Here is a 23,962-nt window from a genome sequence, read left to right on the forward strand (position 1 = left end):
CTTCGTTCACGATCGGGTCGGTCAGTGGCCGCCGAACAGCGTCGCCGCCGCCTCGTCGGTGAGCACCTCGTAGGCCTCGGTGGCCCGGTTGTAGATCCAGGTTCCCGGCCCGGCCGCGGGCAGTCCCGCGGCCTGCACCGCCGACGCCGAGGGCCGGAAGCTGGAACTGCGCGGGACCTCGTCGACGACGTAGACCAGGTCGGGTCGTTGGCCGGGCTCGAGTCCGCGCATCGCCTCGGTGACATCGCCCGGCTCGATCCGGAAACCCTTGCGCACGCTCAACGCGGCCGCGGCGATCGTGCCCGCCGGCGTGCGCAGCCCGAACGCGACCTCGAGGTCGACCGGGGTGATGTCGTTGAGCACGTCCACGATCGGCTGGGTGAACACCGGACCGCGCGCGGTGCGGATCACCGTGTCGCGGCGGTCGACCAGCCAGTAGTCGCCGTCGTTGTCGCGCCGGAACAGGTTCTCCGTCGGCCACCAGGCGTCGCCGGCCTTGAACACTCCGCGCAGCCCGCCGTCGGAGATGTCGCCGCCGTCGACGGCCTTGCCGAGCAGCAGGCCGGGTTCGTTGTCGGCGCAGCGGCGGGCGAACCCGTCGTCGCCGACGAGGATCTGCTCGGTGACCGGGTCGTAGGCGACCAGTTCCACCCGCGCGGTGCCGGGCACCGGCCTGCCCTTGGAGCCGATCTTGGCGCCGGTCACGTTGGCCAGCACCACGTCGCCGTCGATCGAGGCGTAGAACTCGAGCACGCTCGCCGGGGCGAACTGTTCGACGGTGCGCCGCCACAGACCCGCGGGCATACCCGAGCCGATGAACAACCGGATGGGGTGATTGTGGCCGGCCGGGAAGACCTGGGCGTCGAGCAGGTCGCGCAGCATCGTCCAGGTGTAGGTGACGACGGTGACGCCGTAGCGGTGCACTTCCTCGGCGAAGCGGTTGGGGTCCATGTCGCGCGGGCGGGCCAGCGCGATCCGGCTGCCACCGGCGATCGCACCGCCGAGGCTCACCAGCAGCCCCGACGAATGATGCAGCGGCGCAAGGCAGTACACGGTGTCGCGGCGATCCAGATCGCCCGCGCTCGCGGTGCCGAACGCCGACAGCGCCCACCGGTGGTTGGTGATGTACTTGGCTTCGAGGCGGTCGCCGGAGCCGATGACGAGCACGAACGCGAGCTCGCGCGCCAGGCCGGGATTCGGCCGGTACCACGCGGGCACCCGCACGGTGGCGGGGTCGATCTGCTCGAGGTCGATCACCCGATCGCTGGTCGCCACCGACAGCGTCCTGGTGTCGCCGCCGCCGAGCACGAGCACCCTGGCGGCCGTCGCGGCGGCGTCGCGCAGGTTCTCCGGGTCGGTGACCAGGGTCTGCACGCCGGTCAGTTCGATGGCCCGGTCGAGTTCGGCGCCGGGCGCCAGCAGCACCGCGACGGCGCCGATGCGCGAGAGCGCGGCCACCGTGGCCAGGGCACTGGGCCTGGTCTCCATCAGCACGCCGACCCGCATCGAGGGGCGGATGCCGACCGAGAGCAGGCCGCGCACCACATTGTCGACGCGTTCCTCGACCGCGGCGTTGGTGTGCACGCGGTCGTCGAACAGCACCAGGTCCTTCTGCGGCGCGCTGCGGGCGTGTTCGCTGAGCAGCTTGCCGAGCGAGATGCGGGTGTGCGGCTGGATCATGCCGAGCCGGGTCAGGCGCGGCAGGGCCCGCGCGGCCTCGCCCGCGATCTCGATCGACCCGCGAATCGTGCTGCTCGCGATGCTCTCCAGCGCCTTACCGACCCCGGCGCCCGCTTCGGCCAGGCTGGCGGCGGTGTGCACCATCCGGGTGGCGGCGGTGCGCGGCGCGTTGCCCGCGACGTGTTCGCGCATGGGCACGATCTGCTCGGGCAGGGTGCCGCTGCCGTCCATCCAGGCGATCCAGTCGCGCACCATCGGCCAGGTGTGGTTGGTGGCCGTGGAACCGGCGACCAACCCGAAATGTCCTGCCACCAAACTGGCTTCGTACACCTCGGCATTGGGCGCGGCGCGCACGATGCCGCGCACGGCGGCGGGCTGGCCGATGTCGTCGACCTCGCCGACGAACGCCAGGATCGGGCACTTGAGTTCCGCGAGCGAGACGGGGTGATCGCGAATCACGAAGCCGCCCAGCATCATCCGATTGTGCGCGACGAACTGCTTGAGCAGATCGGCCACCGCGGGGCCCGAATAACCCACCCAGCCTTCACTATTGAGGAAGCGACGCTGACGTTCCTTGGGCAGCAACGCTTCCCGGTCGTGCAGTTGGAGCAGGAAGTCGATTCGCGACTTGGCGGTCTTGACCGGGTCGAGCATCTGGAAGCCGATGCGCACCATCGACTCGGTGATCGGCAGCCGGTGCATCACGTGATCGGCCAGGAAATCGGCGACCTCGGAGACCATGCCGTAGGGCAGGCCGAACGGCATGCCCGCGACGATGTCGACCGGGCTGCCGAAGGTGACGATGGAGGCCACGCCCTTGCCGTAGCGGTAGGCGGTGGTCTGGTAGGCGAACATGCCGCCCTGGGAGTAGCCCATCAGGTGCAGTTGCGCGCCGGTGGTCTCGCAGACGGTGTCGATCGCGGAGTTCACCGCGAGCACGTGGTCGGCCAGGTCGCGTTCCCAGCCGCCCTCCTCGGTCGCCGGCGAGCCGAAATCGATGACCCAGCAGTCGATTCCGCTCGCGTGCAGGATGCCTACCGCGCCGCCCGCCGCGTTCACGTCCCAGATGTCGGCGTTGACCATCAGCGGCGGCACCAGCAGCGCCACCGGCCGGCCGGGCGTCGTGTCGTCGGGGAAGTAATGTCGCAGCCGGTACATGCGCCGCCGCTCGACGATCTCGAAGGGCGAGGACTCGACGTCATGTGACAAACCACCGAAGCGAATCACCTCCAGCCCGTTCTGCGCGGTAGCGAGCAACCGCTGCACCGAACCGGCCACACCTCTTGGACTGAAATCCACCGTTCCCACCTGGTCCTACCCGCTCAAAGTGACACACATCACACACCCCGATGTGCTCATATGAGCTAACCACATCGGACCTCTATTATGTGTCGGCTGTGACAGGGCGCATGTTCCGGCGATTCGAATCACATCCGCCCGTCGATCATGGCATGTACCGGCGCACTCCCGATGGATGCGCATATCTATATCTGTTGATGTTACCGACTTCCTTGGCTAACTCACAGGCTCACCACAGTCGCCGAACAGGCCGCCCGACCAGGCTGGACACCGAACAGTTCGCACGATGAGTTCGCACGACGGTGAGTGAGGTAGCGATGGTCGAGGTCGAGATCGATGACGCCACGGTGACGGTGAAGGTGCTCGGTGGGCATCGCCTGCTCGCCCTACGCCAGCAGGTCGTGATCGACCGCGCCGCCATCACCGAGATCACCACCGCCGAGGTGGACCTGCGGCCGCCGTGGGTGCGCGCGCCGGGCACCTTCATTCCCGGCGTGATCGCGGCGGGGGTTTATCGCGGCAAGGGCCGCAAGGAGTTCTGGGACACCACGTTCAACGGCAGCGCGGTCCGCATCGACCTCGACGGTCCCGACTTCACGCGCCTGGTCGTCGACGTCGACGATCTCGACGCCGTCCTGCACGCGCTGAGCACCGAAACCGCCGGCGTCTGAACCGCTGTCACGAACCGAAGGATTCCAGCAGCCCCGTGTAGGTCTTCGGCGGCGGTGTCGCGAACTCTCCCCGGCCCGACTTGCGCAGTCCCAGCGTCAGCAACGATTGCACGGTCAGGGTGGCGGCGGCGACACCGTCGATCACCGGCACCCCGATCTCGTCGCGGATGTGCGCGCACAGCTCGGCCATGCCCGCGCAGCCGAGCACCACGGCGTCGGAGGCGTCCTTCGCGACGGCCTCCCGGCACGCCTCGGTGACGATCTTGCGGGCGTCGGGATCTGTCTCCAAGGACAGAACCGGCAGTTCGCACGCGTGGATCCCCCGGCAGAACCGTTGCATCCCATAGCGTTCGGCGAGATCCTCCGCACGCCCGACGGTGCGCCCCAGCGTGGTGACGACGCTGAACCCGCGTCCCAGGTGACTCGCGGTCTGCATGGCTGCCTCGGCGATCCCGATCACCGGCCCCGCGGCGAGTTCGCGGGCCGCGTCGAGTCCCGGATCGCCGAAGCACGCGATGACATACCCGTCGACGCCGTCGGCTTCGCCCTGTCGGATCGCGGCGAGCAGCCCCGGCACGCTCATCGCCTCGTCGTAGTGGCTCTCGATCGAGGCGGGACCGGTGACGGAGGTGGCCGCGTCGAGCACCGTGTCCGGTCCGACGACCGCCAGCGCGCACCGGCGGATCGTCTCGGTCATGGCCGCCGTGGTGTTCGGATTGACGACCCGGATGCGCATCAGGCGCCGATCGGGTGTGCGGTGGTTTCGGTCATCGTTGGTCCCATCGCCCGGTGTGAATCAGCTGCTCTCAGCCTAGATTTTCACCGTTGCCCGACCATTTCCCGAGGATTTCCCGGCTATTGCACCACAGATATATCCTCGGGCGCGAGCAGCCCGGTATCGGTCGGCAGCGTGGCGATCACCGCTTCGAGCCGCCGGTGATGGACCTCCGCGGCGCCGAGCAGCGACTCGACATCGCGGGCGAGGAACGCCTCGAGCATCAGGACATGATCGGTGTGCAGGCATTCGCGATCGTGGCGTTCGATGTGCACCATCGACTGCACCGGCTCGGTGACGTTCCACGCCGATTCGAGCATGTGCAGCAGCCGGAACATCCGCGACGGTCGGGTCAGCGCCACGTGGAAATGGCGCGACTGGCGCTGGTAGGTCTCGGGGTCGTCGTCGAGGATCGCGCGTTCGAGCAGATCGTTGACCCGCAGCAGTTCCTCGCGCTCGGCGGTGTCGGCGTTGGCGACCGCGGCGGCGAGCGAGGCCGACTCCAAAGTGTCTCGCACGATGTACATTTCGCGCAGCTCGGCCGCGGTCAGCTGGGCGACCGCGTACCCGCGTTGCGGGCGGTGGGTGACCAGGCCCTCGCCGATCAGCGTCTTGAGCGCCTCGCGGACCGGGATGTGGCTCACCCCGAACAGCTCGGCCACTTCACGCAGCGGAATCAAGGTTCCCGGCGGTACCGCGCCATCGAGGATCACCCGGCGGAGTTCGCCGAGTATCACCTGGGGGCGTCCCGGCTCGTCGACTACAAGCCGTGCGAGCAGCGCCGATCGTCGTCTCGGTGGCATGTACACATGCTATGGACGGTGTATTGCGCGCGGACCATCCGATGTGACGGTTAGGAAACGATCACCGTACCGACCGGTCTTGAAGTGCGCGTGGCATGCTCGGACGATGGGAGTTTCGACGTCGCAGTCGGTGGACCGCCGTTTCGTCCGCCTGGTCACCGTGTTCGACCACCTGTTCCGCAAGCCCTCGCACGGTGGTGGGGCGCTGTGTGTGTATCTGCACGGCGAGCCGGTGGTGGATGTGTGGGCCGGCTACGCGAGTCCGGGGGTGCCGTGGACGGCGGAGTCGGTGGCGCTGGGGTTCTCCACCGGAAAAGGCGTGGCGTCCACGGTGATTCACCAGCTGGCCGATCGCGGGCAGCTCGACTACGACGCTCCCGTCGCCGACTACTGGCCGGAGTTCGCCGCCGCCGGTAAGGCGAAGATCACCGTGCGCGACGTGCTCACCCATCGCGCGGGCCTGCATCGGTTGCGCGGTCTGCTGCCCGGTCCGGCCGAGAGCTTCCTCGACGACGCGGCCGTCACCGCCGCTCTCGCCGCGGCCACACCCGATCCCCGGCATCTGGTCACCAGTGGTTATCACGGAATCAGCTACGGGCACTTGGCCGCCGAGATCGTGGCCAGGGTGACCGGACGCGATTTCGTCGATGTCGTGCGCACCGAACTCGCCGAACCGCTCGGCGCCGAGGAACTCTGGTTCCGGGTGCCGCACGATCAGCGCCACCGCATCGCCGCCACCTTCCCGCGACTGCGCGCGGCGGGCATGGACTGGGACACCGGTTCGGACCTGCTCACCCGCACCCGTTTCGCCGCCGCCGCCGAAACCACCCCGCGCGGTTTCGCCGACCTGATCGTCGACGACCGCGTCCACGATTCGGTGATGCCGGGCGTGAACGGGGTCTTCTCCGCCCGCGCCCTGGCCCGCGTCTACGCCGCCCTGGCCAACGGCGGCGAACTCGACGGCACCCGCATCCTGTCCCCCGACGCGATCCGCCACGCCGCCACCCGCCAGGTCTTCACCCCCGACTACGTCCTAGCCTTCCGCATCCCCTGGGCCCTCGGCTTCCACGGCGTCCCCATGAAGCCCTCCAAATCCGACCCCATCTCCGCCTTCGGCCACTTCGGTCTCGGCGGCTCCGGCGCCTTCGCCGACCCCGAAACGGGCCTGTCCCTCGCCTTCGTCACCAACCGCCTCGGCGGCAAACTCACCCCCCTCGGCGACGCCCGCCTCACCCGCCTCTCCACCATCGCCCACAACATCGCCAAGTCGGTCAGTTGATCACCACGCTCCGGTGGCGGCGTCGACCGGAGAAGTGCGCCACCAGAGCGTGGTGATCTGCCGCCCAGATGCGGGGGTGGCAGCATGGGCGGATGGAGATGGTGGGTGCGGAGGCGATCGGGGCGGCGGGGCGGTTGTTGGGGCCGGTGATTCGGCGGACGCCGGTGGTGGGGTCGCGGGTGTTGGCGGAGCGGGTGGGGGTGCCGGTGTTGCTCAAGTGTGAGAATTTGCAGCGGACGGGGTCGTTCAAGCCTCGGGGGGCGTATAACCGGATCGCGAATCTGTCCGCGGCGCAGCGGGGGCGGGGGGTGGTGGCGGCCAGTGCGGGTAATCATGGGCAGGGGGTGGCGTGGGCGGCGGGTGAGCTGGGGATCGCCTCGACGGTGTTCATGCCGGTGGGGGCGTCGTTGCCGAAACTGGTCGCTACTCGCGCCTATGGGGCCGAGGTGCATCTGGTGGGCGATTCGATCGACGAATCCTTGGTCGCCGCACTGGAATTCGCCGAGCGCACCGGGGCCACGCTGATCCATCCGTTCGATCACCCCGACATCGTGGCCGGGCAGGCGACGGTCGGGCTCGAGATTCTCGAGCAGGTTCCCGATGTGGGCACGGTCGTCGTGCCGACCGGCGGGGGCGGGTTGCTCGCGGGGGTGGCGGTGGCGGTGCGCGCGCTCGCGCCGGGGGTGCGGGTGATCGGGGTGCAGGCGGCCGAGGCGGCGGCGTGGCCGGATTCGCTGGCGGCGGGCAAGCCGGTGCGGGTGGCGCGCATGTCGACGATGGCCGACGGGATCGCGGTCGGGTTGCCCGGTGCGGTGCCGTTCGCCCATGTCGCGGAGTTGGTGTCGGAGATCGTCACCGTCGACGAGGACGCGCTGTCCAAGGCGCTGCTGCTGTGTCTCGAGCGCGCGAAACTCGTGGTCGAGCCGGCGGGGGCGGCGGGCGTGGCGGCCCTGCTCACCGACGCGCTGCCGGATCCGCGGGGCCCGGTGGTGGTCATCGTGTCCGGCGGCAATATCGACCCGCTGCTGCTCACCCGCGTCATCGGCCACGGCCTCGCCGCCGCCGGCCGCTATCTGGCCATGCGCGTCACCATCGACGACCGCCCCGGCGCCCTGTCCGCGCTGCTCGCGGTGGTGGGTCGCGCGGGGGCGAGTGTGGTCGACATCGTGCATTCCCGCACGGGTCCGTGGTTGGCCGTGGACGAGGTCGAGGTGTCACTCACGGTCGAAACGCGCGGCGCCGCCCATCGCGACGGTGTGCTGGAGGCGTTGCGCGAGGCCGGTTTCCGCGTCCACGCGGAGCTCTAGGCGCTGCGGCGAAAGATCGGCTTCGGCGTCAACGCGGAACTGTGCACCCAGCGGTGAGGGGTCGAAATTATTGCCCGACAGCGGGTTCGGCAACCCCGCGTCACCGGATCTAGTGCGCTCCACCGAGTTCCAGGGCGAGCACGCCCAGGATCACCAGCCCGATCCCGCCGACCTGGATCAGCGTGAGCCGCTCCCCCAGGAACAGCACACCGATCGTCGCGATCGCGGCCACCCCGACCGCCGACCAGATCCCGTAGGCGACCCCGATCGACATGCCCCGCTTCAACGCCTGCGACAGGCAGTAGAACGCCGCGCTGTACCCGAGGACCACGACGATCGACGGAACCAGTTTCGTGAAACCTTCGGACAGTTTCAGCGACACCGTCGCGGTCACCTCGGTGGCGATGGCCAGTGCCAGGAAGAGCAGGGTCATGGCCGCAGACTAGCCGGTCGAAGCAACCGGATCACCCACGGCGACAGGCGATACCACCCGCGGACCCGTCACCCGCACGAGCTGCGAGAACCATCGTGACCAGGGCGAGTGTCAGCAGGGAGAGTACGGGTTGTGCGAGGCGTCGGCTCCCCGTGCCCCCCGATGCGGAAACCCTTCGGGGACAAGGCCGCTCGCACGGTGCCCGGCACCGCATCACTCCGAGGTAGTGGTGGACGGCTGCCCGCCGGGCACTTCCTGATCAGCTCAACCAGGCGCGCGCGTCCTCGGCGGTCTTGCGAACCTCGTCGAGCTGCTCGGCTACGCGCACACCGGCCGTACCACCACGGGCGTTGCGCGATGCGATCGAACCCTGGACCGTGAGCACTTCGCGCACCCCGGCGGTCAGCGCGGGATCGACGGTGGCGAATTCCTCGTCGGTCAGCTCGTCGAGACCGACTCCGCGCGCCTCGGCGACCCGCACGCACGCACCGGCCGCCTCATGGGCGACGCGGAACGGAACCCCTTGGCGCACCATCCATTCGGCGATGTCGGTGGCGAGCGTGAAACCGGCGGGGGCCAGTTCGGCCATGCGGTCGGTGTGGAAGGTCAGGGTGGCGACCAGGCCCGCGATGGCGGGCAGCAGCAGTTCGAGCTGGGCGACCGAGTCGAAGACGGGTTCCTTGTCTTCCTGCAGGTCCCGGTTGTAGGCCAGCGGTTGGGCTTTGAGCGTGGCGAGCAGGCCGGTCAGGTTGCCGATCAGGCGACCCGCCTTGCCGCGGGTGAGTTCGGAGACGTCGGGGTTCTTCTTCTGCGGCATGATCGACGAACCGGTCGACCAGGCGTCAGCGAGGGTGATGTAGCCGAATTCCGGTGTGCTCCACAGGATCACCTCTTCGGCCAGCCGGCTCAGGTCGACGCCGATCATGGCGAGCACGAACGCGGCCTCGGCGGCGAAGTCCCGCGAGGAGGTGGCGTCGATCGAATTGGCCGCGGCGGCGGTGAAGTTCAATTCGGTGGCGATCTGCTCGGGGTCGAGCCCCAGCGAGGAACCGGCCAGCGCGCCCGAACCGTACGGGGAGATGGCGGCGCGCTTGTCGAAGTCGCGCAGTCGTTCCAGGTCGCGCAGCAGCGGGTGCGCGTGGGCGAGCAGGTGGTGCGACAGCAGGACCGGCTGCGCGGCCTGCAGGTGGGTCTTGCCCGGCATCACCGCGTCCGGATGCGCGGCGGCCTGGGCGACGAGCGCGTCGACCACGTCGAGCACTCCGACCGCGACGCGCCGCACCCCGTCACGCAACCACATCCGAAACAGCGTGGCCACCTGATCATTGCGCGAACGCCCGGCCCGCAGCCGCCCACCGAGCTCGGTCCCGACCCGCTCGATCAGCCCCCGCTCGAGCGCACCGTGCACGTCCTCGTCGGACTCGGCGGGCCCGAAGGCCCCCGAGGCGACATCGGCGGCGAGCGCGTCCAGCCCCGCCAGCATGGCGGGCAGATCATCATCGGCCAGCAGCCCCGCCTTGTGCAGCACGCGAGCGTGCGCCTTCGACGCGCGAATGTCGTACGGCGCCAACACCCAGTCGAAATGCGTCGACTTGCTCAACGCCGCCATCGCCGCGGCCGGCCCGGACGCGAATCGCCCACCCCAGAGCGCACCTTCATTGGTTCCGACGTGGGTCATCCTGCGCCCTCCTGAAGGGTTTCGATAGCGATTACGGTGACAACGACCGAGCCTAAGTCGCCGCCGAATCCCGCGATAACAATGGGTGCCCCACCCGCAACAGCACCCACCGATCATCCCGACCACGGTCGACCAGACCGGGCTCCCCTGATCCAGCCGCGAACGGCCGTCCCGAACGCGACCAGATCAGCACCCCAGCTCGAGCGAGAACCGTCCCCCTGATCTAGCGAGCACATGGGTAACTCACCGGGAACGGGCTGAGTCTCCCCGCGCAAAAGCTTGCCGCGTCCCCAACCCACCCCCGCACCCAAGTCTGGCCAAAATACCCGGGGAGGCGGATCAGCTTAGGTCGCGGCGGGCGGCGACCTTCGAGGACAGGCCGTGGATCTGGACGAAGCCCTTGGCCAGCGACTGGTCGAAGGTATCGCCCTCGTCGTAGGTCGCCAGGTTGAAGTCGTAGAGCGACTGCTCCGAGCGACGACCGTTCACCACGGCCGAGCCGCCGTGCAGCACCATCCGGATCTCGCCGGTGACCCGCTGCTGGGTGTCCTGGATGAACGCGTCCAGCGCCCGCTTGAGCGGGGAGAACCACAGGCCGTCGTAGGCCAGCTCGCCCCAGCGCTGCTCGACCTGACGCTTGTAGCGGGCCAGCTCACGCTCGACGGTGACGGCTTCGAGGGCCTGGTGCGCGGTGATCAGCGCGATGGCACCGGGTGCCTCGTAGATCTCGCGGCTCTTGATGCCGACCAGACGGTCCTCGACCATGTCCAGGCGACCCACACCCTGTCGACCGGCGCGGGTGTTCATCTCCTCGATGGCCTGCAGCACGGTGACGGGGCGGCCGTCGATGGCGACCGGGACACCCTTGTCGAAGGTGATGATGACCTCGTCGGGTGCTTCGAAGTTCACCGTCGGGTCGGCGGTGTAGTCGTAGACGTCCTTGGTGGGCGCGTTCCACAGGTCCTCGAGGAACCCGGTCTCGACCGCGCGGCCCCACACGTTCTGGTCGATGGAGAACGGCGACTTCTTGGTGACGTTGATCGGGAGGTTGTTCTCCTCGGCGAAGGCGATGGCCTTCTCGCGGGTCCAGGCGTAGTCGCGGACCGGGGCGATGACCTCGAGGTCGGGCGCGAGCGCGCCGATGCCGACCTCGAAGCGGACCTGGTCGTTGCCCTTGCCGGTGCAGCCGTGCGAGACGGTGGTGGCGTTGTGGAACTTGGCGGCCTCGACGAGGTGCTTGACGATCAGCGGGCGGCTGATGGCCGAGACGAGCGGGTACTGGCCCATGTACATGGCGTTGGCCTGGATGGTGGGCAGGCAGTACTGGTCGGCGAATTCGTCGCGCGCGTCGACCACGATGGCCTCCACGGCGCCGCAGTCGAGGGCGCGCTGTCGGATCGCGCTCATGTCCTCGCCGCCCTGGCCCAGGTCGATGGCCACGGCCACCACCTCGGAACCGGTCTCCTTCGCGATCCAGCTGATGGCGACGGAGGTGTCAAGCCCACCGGAGTAGGCGAGTACGACGCGATCGGACATGTCTGTTGTGCTCCTCGAAGTGGGTTCTTCCTTCGGCTCACGCCGTTGTTACAAATGATTATGCACGATGATGCAATCTCATTCATAACGGGGGCTGCCGACTGCCTGAAAGTGACGATTACCTGCGACGATACCGCTCGTCGCGTGGGCGAGTAGGCTCGACTATGAGACGCTGGTCACAGCGGATGTTCACTCGGTCGGGACAAAGGAGCCACTATGCAGTCGCTACGTGAATTCGCCGAGGCCAACTACGACCTGATCGCCACGGTGGTCATCGGCATGGGCGATCTCGGTCTGGTCGTCGCCAAGGCCGTCATCGAGCTGGGCACGCCCGTGCTCCAGGGATTCTTCGCCTGATACCCCTCGATCGAAGGAGCTCACCATGGACCAGGCCCTGCAGATCCTCTCCGACAACTACGACGCGATCGCCGACCTGACCGTCTACGTTCTCGACACCAGCCTGGCGCTCACCGCGCCGCTGCTGCAGCTGTTCTTCAATTTCCTCGCGTCCTGATCGGTGACGTGTGGCACGCTGGGAGTGCACTCTTCGGCTCGCCACACGTGAGGACGAACATGCTGACCTATATCGCGCAGGAATTCTCGACGCTGGGCAACGGGGTTCTCGATGTCGGCAGGGCCGTCGTCGGCCTGGTCCAGGACATCATCGATATCGCGACGCCGAACGGTCGCGGCGGCCAGTACCCGTTCCACTGACATGGGCGAGATCCGACTCCGTGCGGGTGGCGCGGCACTGATCGTCGCGCCCGACGACGGCGGCGCCCTGCACAGTCTCACCGTCGACGGCACCGAGCTGTTGCGCCAGGATCCGGGCACCGGCTGTTTCGTGATGGCGCCGTGGGCCGGCCGGCTGGGGCTGGGCGAGTTGACCGTGGGCGATCGCACCTATCAGATGCCGATCAACAACGGGCCGCACAGCATTCACGGCACCGCCCGCGACGGGGTGTGGGTGGTCGTCGAGTCCACGCCGAGCCAGGCCACGATTCGGCACCGGCTCAGCGATCCGTGGCCGTTCGCGGGGACCGTCACCCAGACGTTCACCCTCACCGACACCGGCCTCACCCTGCGCATGCGCATCGCGACCGACCGCGACCCGTTCCCCGCCCAGGGCGGCTGGCACCCGTGGTTCCTGCGCGAGGTCCCGCCCGCGACCGGCCCGGTGCAGCTCGATTTCGACCCGGCCTGGCAGTACGAGCGCGGCGCCGACTACCTGCCCACCGGCCGCGAGATCGCCCCCACTCCCCCACCGTGGGACGACTGCTTCGCCATGCCCGACGGCGTCGCGGCCCACCTCACCTGGCCCGGTTTCCTGGCCTTCACCATCACCAGCCCCGTCCACGACGTGGTCATCTGGACCCTGCCCGAGGAGTCCCTGTCGGTGGAGGCCCAATCCGGCCCGCCCAACGGCCTACAAACCGACCCCCGGATGGTCACCCCCGACTCGCCCCTCGACGTGCGCGTCGACTGGAACTGGGAGAGGTTGCCGCACAACTGAGTTCAGGTCGACGGACGAGGTCGCCGAGCAACCACTGCCGGTTCCAGGCTGTGGACCGCACGGCCGGAACGCCGACTTGCCTGGCACCACAACCGATTACCGTGACCGGTGTGCCGATCACCTTCGCCCACCCGGCCGCGGTGCTGCCTTTCGCCCGGCACCTCCCACTCCCCGCCCTCGTCGCGGGATCCGTCGCACCCGACATCGCCTACTACCTGCCGATCCACGTCCCGCACACCCACTCGCTCCCCGCGATCCTGTGGTGGGACCTGCCGATCGGCCTGGCCCTGCTGCTGACTTTCCGCCTGTCGCGCGGACCCGCTTTGCTCCCGCCCGCCGATTCCCACCCCACCGCGATCCGCACACTGGCCGCCCTCGCACTCGGCGCCACCACCCACGTGCTCTGGGATTCCTTCACCCAGACAACAGGTTTCGCCGTCCAGCACTGGGACTTCCTGCGCACCACCGTCATCGAGCCCCACAAGACCTACAACGTCCTCGGCTACGTCTGCTCCCTGACCGGCACCGCCCTCATCACCTACCTGCTGTTACGCCCAGCATCAGCCGTCACCACCCGTGCCCACCTCCCCCTGATCGCAGCCCTACTCACCGCCGCCGTCCTCGGCGCGATCCTCGCCGCCGACGACCCGGTCACCCGAACCAGCACCTACGACCTCATCCGCCACACCATCATCGGCGCCGCCAAGGCCATCGCCCTCACCTGGATCGCCTGGATGGCGCTATGGCATCTGCACTTCAGCGGGTCGTGTGCGCTCAGCCACGTACCCGGCGAATCCCCGCCGCGAAATCGTCGAGGGCCGTGAGGATTCCGTCGGCCTGCCAGACCCGGTTACGGGCGCGCTGGGACACCTCGCGCAACACGCCTGATCCGACGAGTCGATCGATCGCGCGCTGCGCCGCGACCCCACTGGTGCCGAGGGTCTCGGCAACGTAGACGCTGTTCACGACCGGTTGGGCGATGAGGCTGTCGATGATCTTCCAGACGACGGAATCGGCGCGGGCGGTGGTCTGTTCGCGATAGGCGATCGGCTCCGGATCCCAGTTCGGCAGACAGGTGCGCAGATAAGGTTAAGTAACGCGGATTGCTACTTAACCTTATTGCTGCTTTGTCAGGTAAGGAGCGGGCCGAACGAACTGTTCGGGTCAGGCCAGGCCCTCTATTTTGGCGGCCAGTTCGGCGCCGGTGAGGGGTTCGCGGGCGATGACGGCGATGGTGTCGTCGCCGGCGATGGTGCCGACGATGTAGGGCAGGGCGGCGCGGTCCAGGGCGCTGGCCAGGAAGTGGGCGGCGCCGGGTGGGGTGCGCAGGACGGCGATGTTGCCGCTGGCGTCGGTGGAGACGAGCAGGTCGCTGAGGAGTTTGGACAGCCGCCCGGTGCCGCCGGTGACCCCGCGCACGGGGCTGCCGTCCTCGGGGACGATGTAGACGCCCGCGCCGCCGTCGGCCGCGCGCAGTTTCACCGCGCCGAGTTCGTCGAGGTCACGCGAGAGGGTGGCCTGGGTGGTTTCGATGCCCTCGGCGGAGAGCAGGGCGGCGAGTTCGGTCTGGCTGCGGACCGAGTGGGCGCTCAACAGTTCGATGATGCGCGACTGGCGGCCGGCGCGGGTGCGGGCGATCGCGGGCGAGCCCTTGTCGGACCCGCTCATCGCCGCACCCCCGCGCCGGCCTCGGTTCGGCTCACGCGGCGGCTTTCGCGAGCAACCACACCAGCAGCGCCTTCTGCGCGTGCAGGCGGTTCTCGGCTTCGTCCCAGACCACGCTGTGCGCGCCGTCGAGTACCTCGTCGGTGATCTCCTCGCCGCGGTGCGCCGGAAGACAGTGCAGCACAATGGCTTCCGGGTGCGCATAGGCGAGCAGTTCGGTGTTGAGCTGGAACGGGCGGAACGGGCCGACCCGGTCGAGGCCGTCGTTCTCCTGACCCATGGAGGTCCAGGTGTCGGTGACGAGCACGTCGGCGCCCGTCGCGCCGATGACGGGGTCACCGGTCACCGACACGCTCGCCCCGGTCTCCTTGGCACGTTCGGCAGCGGCGTCGAGAATCCACGGCAGCGGCTCGAAACCCGCGGGGGCGGCGATGGTGACGTTCATCCCCGCCGTCACCCCACCGAGCAGCAGCGAGTGCGCCATGTTGTTGGCGCCGTCACCGAAGTAGGTGAGATTCAGTCCGGTGAGCGACCCCTTGCGCTCGCGGATCGTCTGCAGATCGGCCAGCACCTGGCAGGGATGGAACTCGTTGGACAGCGCGTTCACCACGGGAACCGTTGCGGTGACCGACATCTCGTCCAGGCGCGACTGTTCGAAGGTCCGCCACACGATCGCGTCGACATAGCGTGAGAGCACGCTGCCGGTGTCGCCGAGGGTTTCCTCGCGACCCAACTGGGTGTCGCGTCCGTCCACGACCACCGCGTGGCCGCCGAGCTGCGCGATGCCCAGTTCGAAGGAGAAGCGGGTGCGGGTGGAGTTCTTCTCGAAGATCACCCCGACCCCGCGCGGCCCGTCCAGGGGCCGGTGCGCGAACGGGTCCTTCTTCAGTTCGGCGGCGAGAGTGAGGATTTCGGCCTGTTCGGCCTGGCTCACATCGTCGTCGCGTAAGAAATGACGCAGGGTCACTTGGTCGCTCCCTTGGCATCGGCGGCGGCCTTGTCGAGGATCTCGGGCAGGTCGGCGACGAAATTGTCGGCCTGAGTTTCGGTGAGCACCAGGGGCGGTGCCAACCGGATCACGTTGGGCTTGGCGGGATTGAGCAGATACCCCGCCTCGCGCGCCCGCTCGTCCACGTACGCGGAGATATCGTTGCGCAGCACGATGCCGATGAGCAGACCCGCACCACGCACGTGGTCGATCTCGGGATGCTCGAGCAGCGCGATGCCGTCGCTGAGTTTCTTACCGACCCATTCCACATGGGTGAGCAGATTCTCGGAATCGATCGTACGCAACACCGCCAACGCCGCTGCGGCACAGACGGGATTGCCGCCGAAGGTGGTGCCGTGCAAGCCCGGGGTGAGCAGTTCGGCGGCGCGGCCCTGCGCCAGCACGGCGCCGATCGGCAGGCCGCCGCCGAGGCCCTTGGCCAGGGTGATCGCGTCGGGCACGATGCCGGCGGCCTGATGGGCGAAAAACGTTCCGGTGCGCCCGATTCCGGTCTGGACCTCGTCGAGGATCAGCAGAGCTCCAGCCCGCGAGGTGATCTCGCGCGCCTTGGCCAGGTAGTCGAACGGCGGGACGACCACACCGCTCTCGCCCATCATCGGCTCGAGGAACACCGCGGCGGTGTCGGAGTCGACCACCGCCTCCAGCGCGGCGGCGTCACCGTAGGGCACGTGCACGACGCCGGGCGGCATGGGTTCGAACGGGGCCCGCTTGGCGGGCTGGCCGGTCAGCGCGAGCGCGCCCATGGTGCGGCCGTGGAAGGCTTCCTCGGCGGCGACGATCTTGGAGCGCCCGGTCAGGCGCGCGATCTTGAACGCGGCCTCGTTGGCCTCGGTGCCGGAGTTGCAGAAGAACGCCTTGCCCTCGCCGTCGCCGAAATGAGCGAGGAGCTTCTCGGCGAGTTCGATCACCGGTTCGCTGGCGTACAGGTTCGACACGTGGCCGAGGGTGCCCAGCTGCTGGGTGACCGCGGCCAGGATGGCGGGGTGGGCGTGGCCGAGGCTGTTGACCGCGATGCCACCGAGGAAGTCGAGGTAGCGCTTGCCGTCGGCGTCGTAGAGCACCGCGCCCGCACCGCGCGCGAGCGCGACCTTCGGGGTGCCGTAGTTGTCCATCATCGCGGCCGACCACCGCTGCTGGAGCTTTTCCACTTCGCTCATGCCGTCACCATGGTTCCGATTCCTTCTCCGGTGAACAGTTCCAGTAGTACCGAGTGCGGGACGCGCCCGTCGATCACGTGGGCGCTGGGGACCCCGCCGAGGACGGCGCGCAGGCAGGCTTCCATCTTGGGAACCATGCCCGCGTCCAGGCTCGGCAGCAACTTCGCCAGCGATTCGGTGTCGATCCGGCTGGTCAGCGAGGACCGGTCCGGCCAGTCGGTGTAGAGGCCCTCGACGTCGGTGAGGACGACGAGTTTCTCCGCGCCGATGCCCTCGGCCAGTGCGGCCGCGGCGGTGTCGGCGTTGATGTTGTGGACCACGCCGTCGGCGTCGGGGGCGATGGTGGAGACCACCGGGATGCGGCCCGCGTCGATGAGGTCGAGCACGGCGCCGGGGTTGACCTCGGTGACATCGCCGACCAGGCCGATGTCGGTGGCGATGCCCTCGACCGCGACGGTGCGCCGGGTGGCGGTGAACAGGTGCGCGTCCTCGCCGGAGATGCCGACCGCGTACGGGCCGTGCGCGTTGATCAGCCCGACGAGCTCACGGCCCACCTGACCGAACAGCACCATCCGCACCACGTCCATCACCTCGGGGGTGGTGACACGGAAGCCGCCGCGGAATTCGCCTTCCATACCGAGCCTTTTCAGCATGGCGTTGATCTGCGGGCCGCCGCCGTGCACGACCACGGGGTGTACGCCGACGGTGCGCAGGAACGCCATGTCGGCGGCGAAGGCGGACTTGAGTTCGTCGTCGATCATGGCGTTGCCGCCGTACTTCACGACCACGATCTTGTCGCGGAACTTCTGCAACCACGGCAGCGCGTCGGCGAGCACGTGCGCCTTGTCCAGCGCGGAGAGACTGTGCACGACGCTCATGAGCTGTAGGCCGAGTTCTCTTCGACGTAGGCGTGCGAGAGGTCGGTGGTGCGCACCATGGCGGTGCCCTCGCCGACATGGAGCTCGATCAGCACGTCGATGTCCTCGCCGGACAGGTCGACCTCGCGGGCACCGGGGGCGCCGACACTGTCGACGCAGACCGGATTGCCGTTGAACGACACGGCAATTCGATTCGGATCGAGGGTCACCGGCGCGATGCCGACGGCGGCGAGCACGCGACCCCAGTTCGGGTCGGAGCCGAACAGCGCGGTCTTGACCAGGCTGTCGCGGGCGACGGCGCGCGCGACGGTCAGCGCCTCGTCCTCGGAGACCGCGCCGGTGACGGTGACCCGCACCCGCTTGGTGACGCCCTCGGCGTCGGCCATCAGCTGTGCGGCCAGGTCGTCACACACGGTGAACACCGCGGCGTCGAGATCCGCCTGCGACGGCGCGACGCCGCTGGCACCGTTGGCCATGATCAGCACGGTGTCGTTGGTGGAGCAGGAGCCGTCGACATCGAGCCGGTCGAAGGTGTATTTCGTGGCCTTGCGCAGCGCGGCGTCGAGCTGTTCGGGGGTGGCGACGGCGTCGGTGGTGAGCACCACGAGCATGGTGGCCAGCGAGGGGGCGAGCATGCCCGCGCCCTTGGCCATGCCGCCGACGTTCCACTTGTCCTCGCTGTGGAAGGCCGACTCCTTGGGCACGGTGTCGGTGGTCATGATGGCGTGGGCGGCGTCGGTGCCACCGGAGATGCCACCGCCCATCTCCTGCACGATCTCGGTGATCGCGGGGATGAGCTTGTCCATCGGCAGTCGGTCACCGATGAGCCCGGTGGAGCAGACCGCGATCTCGCCCGCGCCGGTCTCGGTGCCCCAATTGCTCAGTGCCGCGGCGAGTTCCTCGGCGGTCTTGTGCGTGTCCTGGAAACCGCCGTGGCCGGTGCAGGCGTTCGCGCCACCGGAGTTCAGGATCACCGCGCGCAGGTGACCGGTCTTCAAGACCTGCTGCGACCACAGCACGGGCGCGGCCTTGACCTGATTGCTGGTGAACACCCCGGCGGCCGAGTACTCGGGGCCCTCGTTGAGGACGAGCGCCAGGTCCGGCTTGCCGCTGGCCTTGATCCCGGCCGCGATGCCCGCCGCGCGGAAGCCCAACGGTGCGGTGACGCCCTGGGTGTGGATCAGTTTGCTCGTCACGGTGCCACTCCTACGGTGGAAAGTCCTGCGGTCTCGTCGAATCCGACGGCCAGATTCATCGATTGCACCGCGGCGCCCGCGGTGCCCTTGGTCAAGTTGTCGATCGCGCCGATCACCACGAGCAGGCCCGCGTCGGTGTCGACGGTGACCTGCAGGGTGATGGCGTTGGAGCCGAGCACCGAACCGGTCTGCGGCAGTACGCCTTCGGGCAGCAGGTGCACGAAAGGTTCGTCGGCGTACGCCTTCTCGTAGACGGCGCGCGCCTGCGCGGCGTCGACCGTCGTCGGCGCGGTGCAGGTGGCCAGGATGCCGCGCGGCATCGGGGCGAGTACCGGGGTGAACGACACCGAGACATCCACGCCGCCAGCGGCTTTCAGGTTCTGCGCGATCTCGGGGGTGTGCCGGTGCGCGCCCGCGATGCCGTAGGCCCGCACACTGCCCATCACCTCGGACCCGAGCAGCCCGACATCGAGCTTGCGACCGGCTCCCGAAGTACCGCTCACCGCAACGACATTCACGGCCGGTTCGATGATCCCGGCGGCGATGGCCGGGGCCAGCGCCACGCTCGACACCGTCGGGTAGCAGCCGGGCACCGCGATCCGGCGGGCGCCGACGAGCTGGGCGCGGCCACCGGGCAGTTCGGGCAGGCCGTAGGGCCAGCTGCCCGCGTGGGGGCTGCCGTAGTACTTCTCCCAGGCGGCGGGATCGGTGAGCCGGTAGTCGGCGCCGCAGTCGATGATGACGGTATCGTCGGGCAGGGCCGCGGCGATGGCGCCGGACTGGCCGTGCGGCAGGCCGAGGAACACGATGTCGTGACCGGCCAGGATCTCGGGGGTGGTTTCCTCGAGGATCCGGTCGGCCAGCGGCAGCAGGTGCGGCTGCAGGGCGCCCAGGGCGGTGCCCGCGTTGGACCCGGCGGTCAGCGCCCCGATCTCGAGGCGCCCGGATCGGTATTCGGGATGGCCGAGCAACAGACGCAATACTTCGCCACCGGCGTATCCACTCGCACCGGCAACCGCCACCCGCAACACGGGTCCTCCCGACGAATCAACCATGTGATGATTATGCACGACTATGCAAGCTCATTCATGCGCGGGTGTGACCCGCTTCGCGTCGCGCGCCCCGATCAGGCGTGCTGCCAGCGGAAACACCAGCACGGTCGTCGCGCCCGCCGCGACCATGATCGAGGCCACCCTGTCGGTCAGCAGGCCGGCCTCGGTGGCGACCTGGGTCACCGCGACGATGATCGGCAGGCCCGTCGCGGCGTAGAGGGCCAGTTCCACGCGCTCGCGGCCCGTCGCCAGGTTGTCCCCGCGCGGCACGAATCGCTCGCTCAGCCACACCGGCAGCCCGCGCGCGAGCGCGATGGTGAGCACGAACCACAGCCACAGCGCCGGATCGCCCGCGACCGCCGAGACATCGATGCCCATGCCCGAGACCACGAAGAACACCGGGATCAGCAGCCCGTAGCCGATGGCCTCGAGCGAGGAGTCCACGTCGGGGTGGCCTGCGGCGATGAGTTGTCGCAGGATCATGCCCGCGGCGAACGCGCCGAGCACCACGTCGAGGCCGAAGACCTCGGCCACCACCATCAGCACCAGCAGCAGCAGGACGACCCCGCGCACCGGCAGTTGCGAGGTGCCGCCGTCGAGCCGGGCCAGCGCGGCGCCGAGATCGGGGACGCGATCGAGCACCCGCACCGGCACGAATCCGACCACCACCGCGGCCGCCACGAACATCAGCACGATGACGATCGCGCTCCCGGGATCACGACTGGTGAGCAGCACCGACATCGCGATGATCGGCCCGAGTTCGCCCACCGCGCCGTGCGTCATGACCGCCCGGCCCAGCGGTGAGTCGACGATGCCCGCCTGCTTCAGAATCGGCAGCAGGGTGCCGAGCGCGGTGGAGGTCAGCGCGATGGCCACCGCGACGCGCGTGCCGTTGGCGGTCTCGGTCACCGCCACGACGATCCCGAACGCGAACAGCAGACACACCAACCACACGAGCCACGCCGTGCGCCCCGATCGACCGCGCAGCAATCGCGGATCGAGCTCGTAGCCCGCCAGCAGGAACAGCATCCCCAGCCCCAGCTCGCTGACCAGGTCGACCCCGCCCGCGCTGCTCGCCCACCCGAGCACGTGCGGCCCGAGCACCGCCCCGGCCACGAGCAGGATCACCACATCGGGCAGGTACCCCCGCAGCAGCCGCGAGACCAGCGGCGCGGCCACGGCGATGAGCGCGATCCAGAACAGCGAGACGATCGGCGACGGCCCGTCGGCGGCGGAAGCGAGCAGCTCCATGCGGGTCATCGTGGCACAGCGCCGACACCGTCCCCGGCAACCGCGCAGGTGTCGGTCAGTGTTTGCGGACCACGGTTTCGCCCGCGCCGGGCTTCCAGACGGTGATGTCGAGGTGGTCGTCGTCGACTTCGACGGTCGAGGCACCGGTGAGGTCGGCGATGTAGAAGTGGTCGAACTTCTCGTCGCGGATGTCGAAACCGCTGTCGTCGAAGAGTTTCTGGGCGAAGCGGGCGTGGACGGCCTCGTCGTGTTCGTCGGTGACGGTGCCGAAGAGTTTGGCGTCGCCCTCGGCGACCTTGGTGTCGACGGTGGCGGTGTGCAGGCAGAAGCGCGGGTCGCGGGCGAGGTCGTCGAATTTTCGGGTGTTCGGCATGCCCGCCAGGACGAGCATGTCCTCGAAGATCATCGGTTCGATCGGGCTGATGCGCGGGGATCCGTCGGCGCGCACGGTCCCCAGCAGGCACAGGTTGCCGGTGGCCTGATGCCTGCGCAGGAACAGCGCGGCGATGCTCGGCGCTTCTTCGGTGAACTGGCTCCACGTGGTCATATCTCGTACGGTACGACCCAACCTTGACATCTTGTGTCAGGTTTCGCGGCTAGTCTCGGCGGTATGCGAGCGAGCAGGTTGGTGCGGGTGCTCCTGCTGTTGCAGGCCGGTGGCGGGACCACCGCGGGTGCGCTGGCGCGCGAGCTCGAGGTGTCGGTGCGCACGGTGTATCGGGACGTGGAGGCGCTCTCGGAGGCGGGGGTGCCGGTGTATTGCGAACCGGGGCGCGGCGGCGGGGTGCGGTTGATCGACGGGTACCGCACCCGGCTCACCGGGCTCACCTCCGACGAGGCCGACGCCGTGCTGCTCGCGGGCCTGCCCGGCGCCGCCGCCGATCTGGGCCTTGGCACCGTGCTGGCCACCGCGCAGTTGAAGATGCTCGCCGCGCTGCCGCCGGAGCTGCGCGGGCGGGCGACCCGCATCGCCGACCGCGTCCACATCGATATGCCCGGTTGGTTCCAGCGCCCCGACGACACCCCCGCGCTGGCGACCGTGGCCGACGCCCTCTGGCACGACCGGCGCCTCAGGATCACCTACCACCGTCGGGACCGCCCGGTCGAACGCACGCTCGACCCGCTCGGCCTGGTGATGAAGGCGGGCACCTGGTACCTGATCGCCCGCGACGGCGCCGAGCTGCGCTCCTACCGGGCGAGCCGGATCACCGCCGCCGAGCCCACCGGTGAATCCTTCACCCGCCCCGCGGATTTCGACCTGGCCACGCACTGGCGCGACACCGCCGAACAGTTCGCGCGATCGATCCTGCGCGTCCGCGCCCACTGCCGGATCGCCACCGCGCACCTGGACCTGCTGCGCCTGATGAACGAGCCCGCCGCCGTGCGCGAGGCCCTGTCCTCGATGGGCCCACCCGACGCCGACGGCTGGGCCGACATCACCGTCCCCGGCGAAACCTACGAGATCCTGGCCCACGCCCTACTCCCCCTCGGCGAACACCTCGAGGTCCTCGGCCCACCCGAACTGCGCGCCCGCCTGAGCGCCACCACCGCGGCCACCTATGCCCGCTACCACGGACATCCACCGAGCTAGGGGCCGGTCGGCCAGTCGAGAATCTTTGCCATGGAACGGAATTGCGCCGAGGCGGGGGTGAGGCGCAGGGCGGTGTCGCGGAGGGCGATCAGCGGTCGGGACGAGAGTTGGCCGACGGTGCCGATGTCGGCGGAGCGTTTGCTGATCATCTGAGTGCGGGGGCGGCGGTCGCGGTCGTAGCGGGCCGGGCCGTCGGGTTCGGCGGCGAGGCGGCCGAGGACGACCGCGTCCTCGAGGGCCTGGCAGCCGCCCTGGCCGAGGTTCGGGGTCATGGCGTGGGCGGCGTCGCCGAGCAGGGCGATGCGGCCCGCGGTGTAGGTGGGGAGGGCGGGGATGTCGTAGATGTCGTTGTGCAGCACCGCGTTCGGGTCGGCGGCGGCGAGCAGGGCCGGGATGGGCCGGTGCCAGTCGGCGAAGCGGGTGCGCAGGTCGGCGAGGGTGCCGGTGGAGTGTTCGGGGGCGTTGTAGACGGCGAAGCAGTAGACGCGGCCGTCGGGCAGGGGCGCCATGCCGAAACGGGCGCCGCGACCCCAGGATTCGCCGAATTCGGTGAGCGGCTCGTCGAGGGCGACCACCGCGCGCCAGGCGGTGTATCCGGCGTAGCGGGGCGTGATGTCGCCGCAGACGGCCCGGCGGACCACGCTGCGGATGCCGTCGGCGCCGACGATCAGCTCGGCCGTCGAGGTGCCCTCGGAGTGGACAACGGTGCCGTCCACCGATGCTTCCTTCACCGAGATGCCCGTTCGCACAACACCGTCCGGCAGCGCCGAGCGCAGGATATCCAGCAGGTCCGCGCGATGGATCACCACCGGGGTGCCGAATCGTTCGCGCATGGTCGCCGCGTCGGTGCGCGAGAGCCAGCGGCCACGGTCGTCCCGAATCCCGGCCGACACCTCCGCCGCACCCTGAGCCCGCACCGCCGCGCCGACGCCGAGGGTGTCGAGCGCGCGTAAGGCGTTGGGCCACAGCGAGATTCCCGAGCCAACCTCGGCGACCTCCGCCGCGCGCTCGAACACCTCGACCGACCAACCCCGCGCGAGGAGCGCGAGCGCCGCGGCCGTTCCCCCGATTCCGCCACCGACGACGATTGCTGTGGACATCGCATTCTCCCTTGTTCCGGTACTGCCCGAACCGTACTACAGCTGTAGTGCGCGAACACTACGAATGTAGTGCGGCTCACTACGGGCGT

Annotated in this window: 25 protein-coding genes; 9 read left to right on the plus strand and 16 right to left on the minus strand. The window is 69.1% G+C overall.

Annotated features, from left to right (window positions below):
* Positions 1–21: 21 nt before the first annotated feature.
* Positions 22–2,979 carry an AMP-binding protein gene (locus ACFP3H_RS25260; RefSeq protein ID WP_378609696.1) on the minus strand — a complete coding sequence of 986 codons (2,958 nt, stop codon included), beginning with the start codon at positions 2,977–2,979 and terminating at the stop codon, positions 22–24.
* Between the two features lie 302 nt (positions 2,980–3,281).
* On the opposite strand from ACFP3H_RS25260, the gene ACFP3H_RS25265 reads away from it, so the two are divergent.
* The gene (locus ACFP3H_RS25265; RefSeq protein ID WP_378609697.1) at positions 3,282–3,650 is read left to right on the plus strand and encodes a hypothetical protein; all 369 of its coding nucleotides are present in this window, start codon (positions 3,282–3,284) and stop codon (positions 3,648–3,650) included.
* 7 nt (positions 3,651–3,657) lie between these two features.
* Here ACFP3H_RS25265 and ACFP3H_RS25270 read toward each other — a convergent pair whose 3' ends face one another.
* Positions 3,658–4,386, minus strand: coding sequence for an aspartate/glutamate racemase family protein (locus ACFP3H_RS25270; protein ID WP_378609698.1), 729 nt, complete (start codon positions 4,384–4,386; stop codon positions 3,658–3,660).
* A gap of 119 nt (positions 4,387–4,505) precedes the next feature.
* Complete coding sequence (locus ACFP3H_RS25275; RefSeq protein WP_378609699.1) at positions 4,506–5,228, minus strand: GntR family transcriptional regulator; 723 nt, start codon at positions 5,226–5,228, stop codon at positions 4,506–4,508.
* 106 nt (positions 5,229–5,334) lie between these two features.
* On the opposite strand from ACFP3H_RS25275, the gene ACFP3H_RS25280 reads away from it, so the two are divergent.
* Positions 5,335–6,507, plus strand: coding sequence for a serine hydrolase domain-containing protein (locus ACFP3H_RS25280; protein WP_378609700.1), 1,173 nt, complete (start codon positions 5,335–5,337; stop codon positions 6,505–6,507).
* On the opposite strand, the gene ACFP3H_RS25285 is transcribed toward ACFP3H_RS25280, so the two are convergent.
* Positions 6,500–6,724 carry a hypothetical protein gene (locus ACFP3H_RS25285; RefSeq protein WP_378609930.1) on the minus strand — a complete coding sequence of 75 codons (225 nt, stop codon included), beginning with the start codon at positions 6,722–6,724 and terminating at the stop codon, positions 6,500–6,502. The genes ACFP3H_RS25280 and ACFP3H_RS25285 overlap by 8 nt on opposite strands.
* On the opposite strand from ACFP3H_RS25285, the gene ilvA reads away from it, so the two are divergent.
* Positions 6,654–7,814, plus strand: coding sequence for a threonine ammonia-lyase (gene ilvA / locus ACFP3H_RS25290; RefSeq protein ID WP_378609919.1), 1,161 nt, complete (start codon positions 6,654–6,656; stop codon positions 7,812–7,814). The two genes, ACFP3H_RS25285 and ilvA, sit on opposite strands and share 71 nt — an antisense overlap.
* 109 nt (positions 7,815–7,923) lie before the next feature.
* Here the strand turns inward: ilvA and ACFP3H_RS25295 are convergent, their stop codons facing one another.
* The 3 genes from ACFP3H_RS25295 to ACFP3H_RS25305 form a co-directional block, all read right to left on the minus strand.
* Positions 7,924–8,247: a DMT family transporter gene (locus tag ACFP3H_RS25295; RefSeq protein WP_378609701.1), complete on the minus strand. Its 324-nt coding sequence runs from the start codon at positions 8,245–8,247 to the stop codon at positions 7,924–7,926.
* A gap of 259 nt (positions 8,248–8,506) precedes the next feature.
* Complete coding sequence (gene argH, locus ACFP3H_RS25300; protein ID WP_378609702.1) at positions 8,507–9,925, minus strand: argininosuccinate lyase; 1,419 nt, start codon at positions 9,923–9,925, stop codon at positions 8,507–8,509.
* A gap of 339 nt (positions 9,926–10,264) precedes the next feature.
* Positions 10,265–11,461, minus strand: coding sequence for an argininosuccinate synthase (locus ACFP3H_RS25305; RefSeq protein WP_378609703.1), 1,197 nt, complete (start codon positions 11,459–11,461; stop codon positions 10,265–10,267).
* Between the two features lie 216 nt (positions 11,462–11,677).
* Between ACFP3H_RS25305 and ACFP3H_RS25310 the strand changes: the two genes are divergently transcribed.
* The 5 genes from ACFP3H_RS25310 to ACFP3H_RS25330 all read left to right on the plus strand — a co-directional run bounded on the left by ACFP3H_RS25310 (position 11,678) and on the right by ACFP3H_RS25330 (position 13,798).
* Positions 11,678–11,818 carry a hypothetical protein gene (locus ACFP3H_RS25310; protein WP_378609704.1) on the plus strand — a complete coding sequence of 47 codons (141 nt, stop codon included), beginning with the start codon at positions 11,678–11,680 and terminating at the stop codon, positions 11,816–11,818.
* A gap of 25 nt (positions 11,819–11,843) precedes the next feature.
* Positions 11,844–11,975, plus strand: a complete 132-nt coding sequence (locus ACFP3H_RS25315) for a hypothetical protein (RefSeq protein WP_378609705.1) — start codon at positions 11,844–11,846, stop codon at positions 11,973–11,975.
* Between the two features lie 47 nt (positions 11,976–12,022).
* On the plus strand, positions 12,023–12,175 hold the full coding sequence (locus tag ACFP3H_RS25320; RefSeq protein WP_378609706.1) for a hypothetical protein: 153 nt from the start codon (positions 12,023–12,025) through the stop codon (positions 12,173–12,175).
* Position 12,176: 1 nt separating this feature from the next.
* A complete protein-coding gene (locus ACFP3H_RS25325) occupies positions 12,177–12,974 on the plus strand; it encodes an aldose epimerase family protein (RefSeq protein ID WP_378609708.1) in 798 nt (265 codons plus the stop codon).
* A gap of 110 nt (positions 12,975–13,084) precedes the next feature.
* Positions 13,085–13,798, plus strand: a complete 714-nt coding sequence (locus tag ACFP3H_RS25330; protein ID WP_378609709.1) for a DUF4184 family protein — start codon at positions 13,085–13,087, stop codon at positions 13,796–13,798.
* Between the two features lie 340 nt (positions 13,799–14,138).
* Here the strand turns inward: ACFP3H_RS25330 and ACFP3H_RS25335 are convergent, their stop codons facing one another.
* Genes ACFP3H_RS25335 through ACFP3H_RS25370 form a run of 8 tightly spaced genes read right to left on the minus strand, consistent with a single transcriptional unit; the run spans position 14,139 to position 21,729 of the window.
* A complete protein-coding gene (locus ACFP3H_RS25335; RefSeq protein ID WP_378609711.1) occupies positions 14,139–14,642 on the minus strand; it encodes an arginine repressor in 504 nt (167 codons plus the stop codon).
* Positions 14,643–14,673: 31 nt separating this feature from the next.
* Positions 14,674–15,606 (minus strand): ornithine carbamoyltransferase, encoded by a 933-nt coding sequence (gene argF / locus ACFP3H_RS25340; RefSeq protein ID WP_378609712.1) that lies wholly within the window; start codon positions 15,604–15,606, stop codon positions 14,674–14,676.
* A complete protein-coding gene (locus ACFP3H_RS25345; RefSeq protein WP_378609714.1) occupies positions 15,603–16,805 on the minus strand; it encodes an acetylornithine transaminase in 1,203 nt (400 codons plus the stop codon). Before ACFP3H_RS25345 ends, argF begins: the two co-directional genes overlap by 4 nt.
* Positions 16,802–17,683 carry an acetylglutamate kinase gene (gene argB, locus ACFP3H_RS25350; RefSeq protein ID WP_378609715.1) on the minus strand — a complete coding sequence of 294 codons (882 nt, stop codon included), beginning with the start codon at positions 17,681–17,683 and terminating at the stop codon, positions 16,802–16,804. Before argB ends, ACFP3H_RS25345 begins: the two co-directional genes overlap by 4 nt.
* Positions 17,680–18,879, minus strand: coding sequence for a bifunctional glutamate N-acetyltransferase/amino-acid acetyltransferase ArgJ (gene argJ / locus ACFP3H_RS25355; protein ID WP_378609717.1), 1,200 nt, complete (start codon positions 18,877–18,879; stop codon positions 17,680–17,682). The genes argB and argJ overlap by 4 nt, the downstream gene beginning before the upstream one ends.
* Positions 18,876–19,934 carry an N-acetyl-gamma-glutamyl-phosphate reductase gene (gene argC, locus ACFP3H_RS25360; RefSeq protein WP_378609718.1) on the minus strand — a complete coding sequence of 353 codons (1,059 nt, stop codon included), beginning with the start codon at positions 19,932–19,934 and terminating at the stop codon, positions 18,876–18,878. Before argC ends, argJ begins: the two co-directional genes overlap by 4 nt.
* A 27-nt stretch (positions 19,935–19,961) precedes the next feature.
* Positions 19,962–21,182 carry a cation:proton antiporter gene (locus tag ACFP3H_RS25365; RefSeq protein ID WP_378609720.1) on the minus strand — a complete coding sequence of 407 codons (1,221 nt, stop codon included), beginning with the start codon at positions 21,180–21,182 and terminating at the stop codon, positions 19,962–19,964.
* A gap of 55 nt (positions 21,183–21,237) precedes the next feature.
* A complete protein-coding gene (locus ACFP3H_RS25370; protein ID WP_378609721.1) occupies positions 21,238–21,729 on the minus strand; it encodes a pyridoxamine 5'-phosphate oxidase family protein in 492 nt (163 codons plus the stop codon).
* A gap of 63 nt (positions 21,730–21,792) precedes the next feature.
* Between ACFP3H_RS25370 and ACFP3H_RS25375 the strand changes: the two genes are divergently transcribed.
* A complete protein-coding gene (locus tag ACFP3H_RS25375) occupies positions 21,793–22,773 on the plus strand; it encodes a helix-turn-helix transcriptional regulator (RefSeq protein WP_378609723.1) in 981 nt (326 codons plus the stop codon).
* Here ACFP3H_RS25375 and ACFP3H_RS25380 read toward each other — a convergent pair.
* Positions 22,770–23,873, minus strand: a complete 1,104-nt coding sequence (locus tag ACFP3H_RS25380; protein WP_378609724.1) for an FAD-dependent monooxygenase — start codon at positions 23,871–23,873, stop codon at positions 22,770–22,772. The two genes, ACFP3H_RS25375 and ACFP3H_RS25380, sit on opposite strands and share 4 nt — an antisense overlap.
* Positions 23,874–23,962 lie beyond the last annotated feature (89 nt).

Source organism: Nocardia lasii (assembly GCF_042658545.1).
Classification (GTDB): Bacteria; Actinomycetota; Actinomycetes; order Mycobacteriales; family Mycobacteriaceae; genus Nocardia; species Nocardia lasii.

Excerpts from the sequence above, each read along its gene's own strand:
- ACFP3H_RS25370 (WP_378609721.1), bottom strand. The coding sequence starts at position 21,729 with ATGACCACGTGGAGCCAGTTCACCGAAGAAGCGCCGAGCATCGCCGCG.
- ACFP3H_RS25310 (WP_378609704.1), top strand. The coding sequence starts at position 11,678 with ATGCAGTCGCTACGTGAATTCGCCGAGGCCAACTACGACCTGATCGCC.
- ACFP3H_RS25335 (WP_378609711.1), bottom strand. The coding sequence starts at position 14,642 with ATGAGCGGGTCCGACAAGGGCTCGCCCGCGATCGCCCGCACCCGCGCC.
- ACFP3H_RS25270 (WP_378609698.1), bottom strand. The coding sequence starts at position 4,386 with ATGCGCATCCGGGTCGTCAATCCGAACACCACGGCGGCCATGACCGAG.
- ACFP3H_RS25315 (WP_378609705.1), top strand. The coding sequence starts at position 11,844 with ATGGACCAGGCCCTGCAGATCCTCTCCGACAACTACGACGCGATCGCC.
- argC (WP_378609718.1), bottom strand. The coding sequence starts at position 19,934 with ATGGTTGATTCGTCGGGAGGACCCGTGTTGCGGGTGGCGGTTGCCGGT.
- ACFP3H_RS25275 (WP_378609699.1), bottom strand. The coding sequence starts at position 5,228 with ATGCCACCGAGACGACGATCGGCGCTGCTCGCACGGCTTGTAGTCGAC.
- argB (WP_378609715.1), bottom strand. The coding sequence starts at position 17,683 with ATGAGCGTCGTGCACAGTCTCTCCGCGCTGGACAAGGCGCACGTGCTC.
- ACFP3H_RS25345 (WP_378609714.1), bottom strand. The coding sequence starts at position 16,805 with ATGAGCGAAGTGGAAAAGCTCCAGCAGCGGTGGTCGGCCGCGATGATG.
- argH (WP_378609702.1), bottom strand. The coding sequence starts at position 9,925 with ATGACCCACGTCGGAACCAATGAAGGTGCGCTCTGGGGTGGGCGATTC.
- ACFP3H_RS25305 (WP_378609703.1), bottom strand. The coding sequence starts at position 11,461 with ATGTCCGATCGCGTCGTACTCGCCTACTCCGGTGGGCTTGACACCTCC.
- ACFP3H_RS25280 (WP_378609700.1), top strand. The coding sequence starts at position 5,335 with ATGGGAGTTTCGACGTCGCAGTCGGTGGACCGCCGTTTCGTCCGCCTG.
- ACFP3H_RS25295 (WP_378609701.1), bottom strand. The coding sequence starts at position 8,247 with ATGACCCTGCTCTTCCTGGCACTGGCCATCGCCACCGAGGTGACCGCG.
- ACFP3H_RS25365 (WP_378609720.1), bottom strand. The coding sequence starts at position 21,182 with ATGGAGCTGCTCGCTTCCGCCGCCGACGGGCCGTCGCCGATCGTCTCG.
- ACFP3H_RS25375 (WP_378609723.1), top strand. The coding sequence starts at position 21,793 with ATGCGAGCGAGCAGGTTGGTGCGGGTGCTCCTGCTGTTGCAGGCCGGT.
- ACFP3H_RS25325 (WP_378609708.1), top strand. The coding sequence starts at position 12,177 with ATGGGCGAGATCCGACTCCGTGCGGGTGGCGCGGCACTGATCGTCGCG.
- ACFP3H_RS25380 (WP_378609724.1), bottom strand. The coding sequence starts at position 23,873 with ATGTCCACAGCAATCGTCGTCGGTGGCGGAATCGGGGGAACGGCCGCG.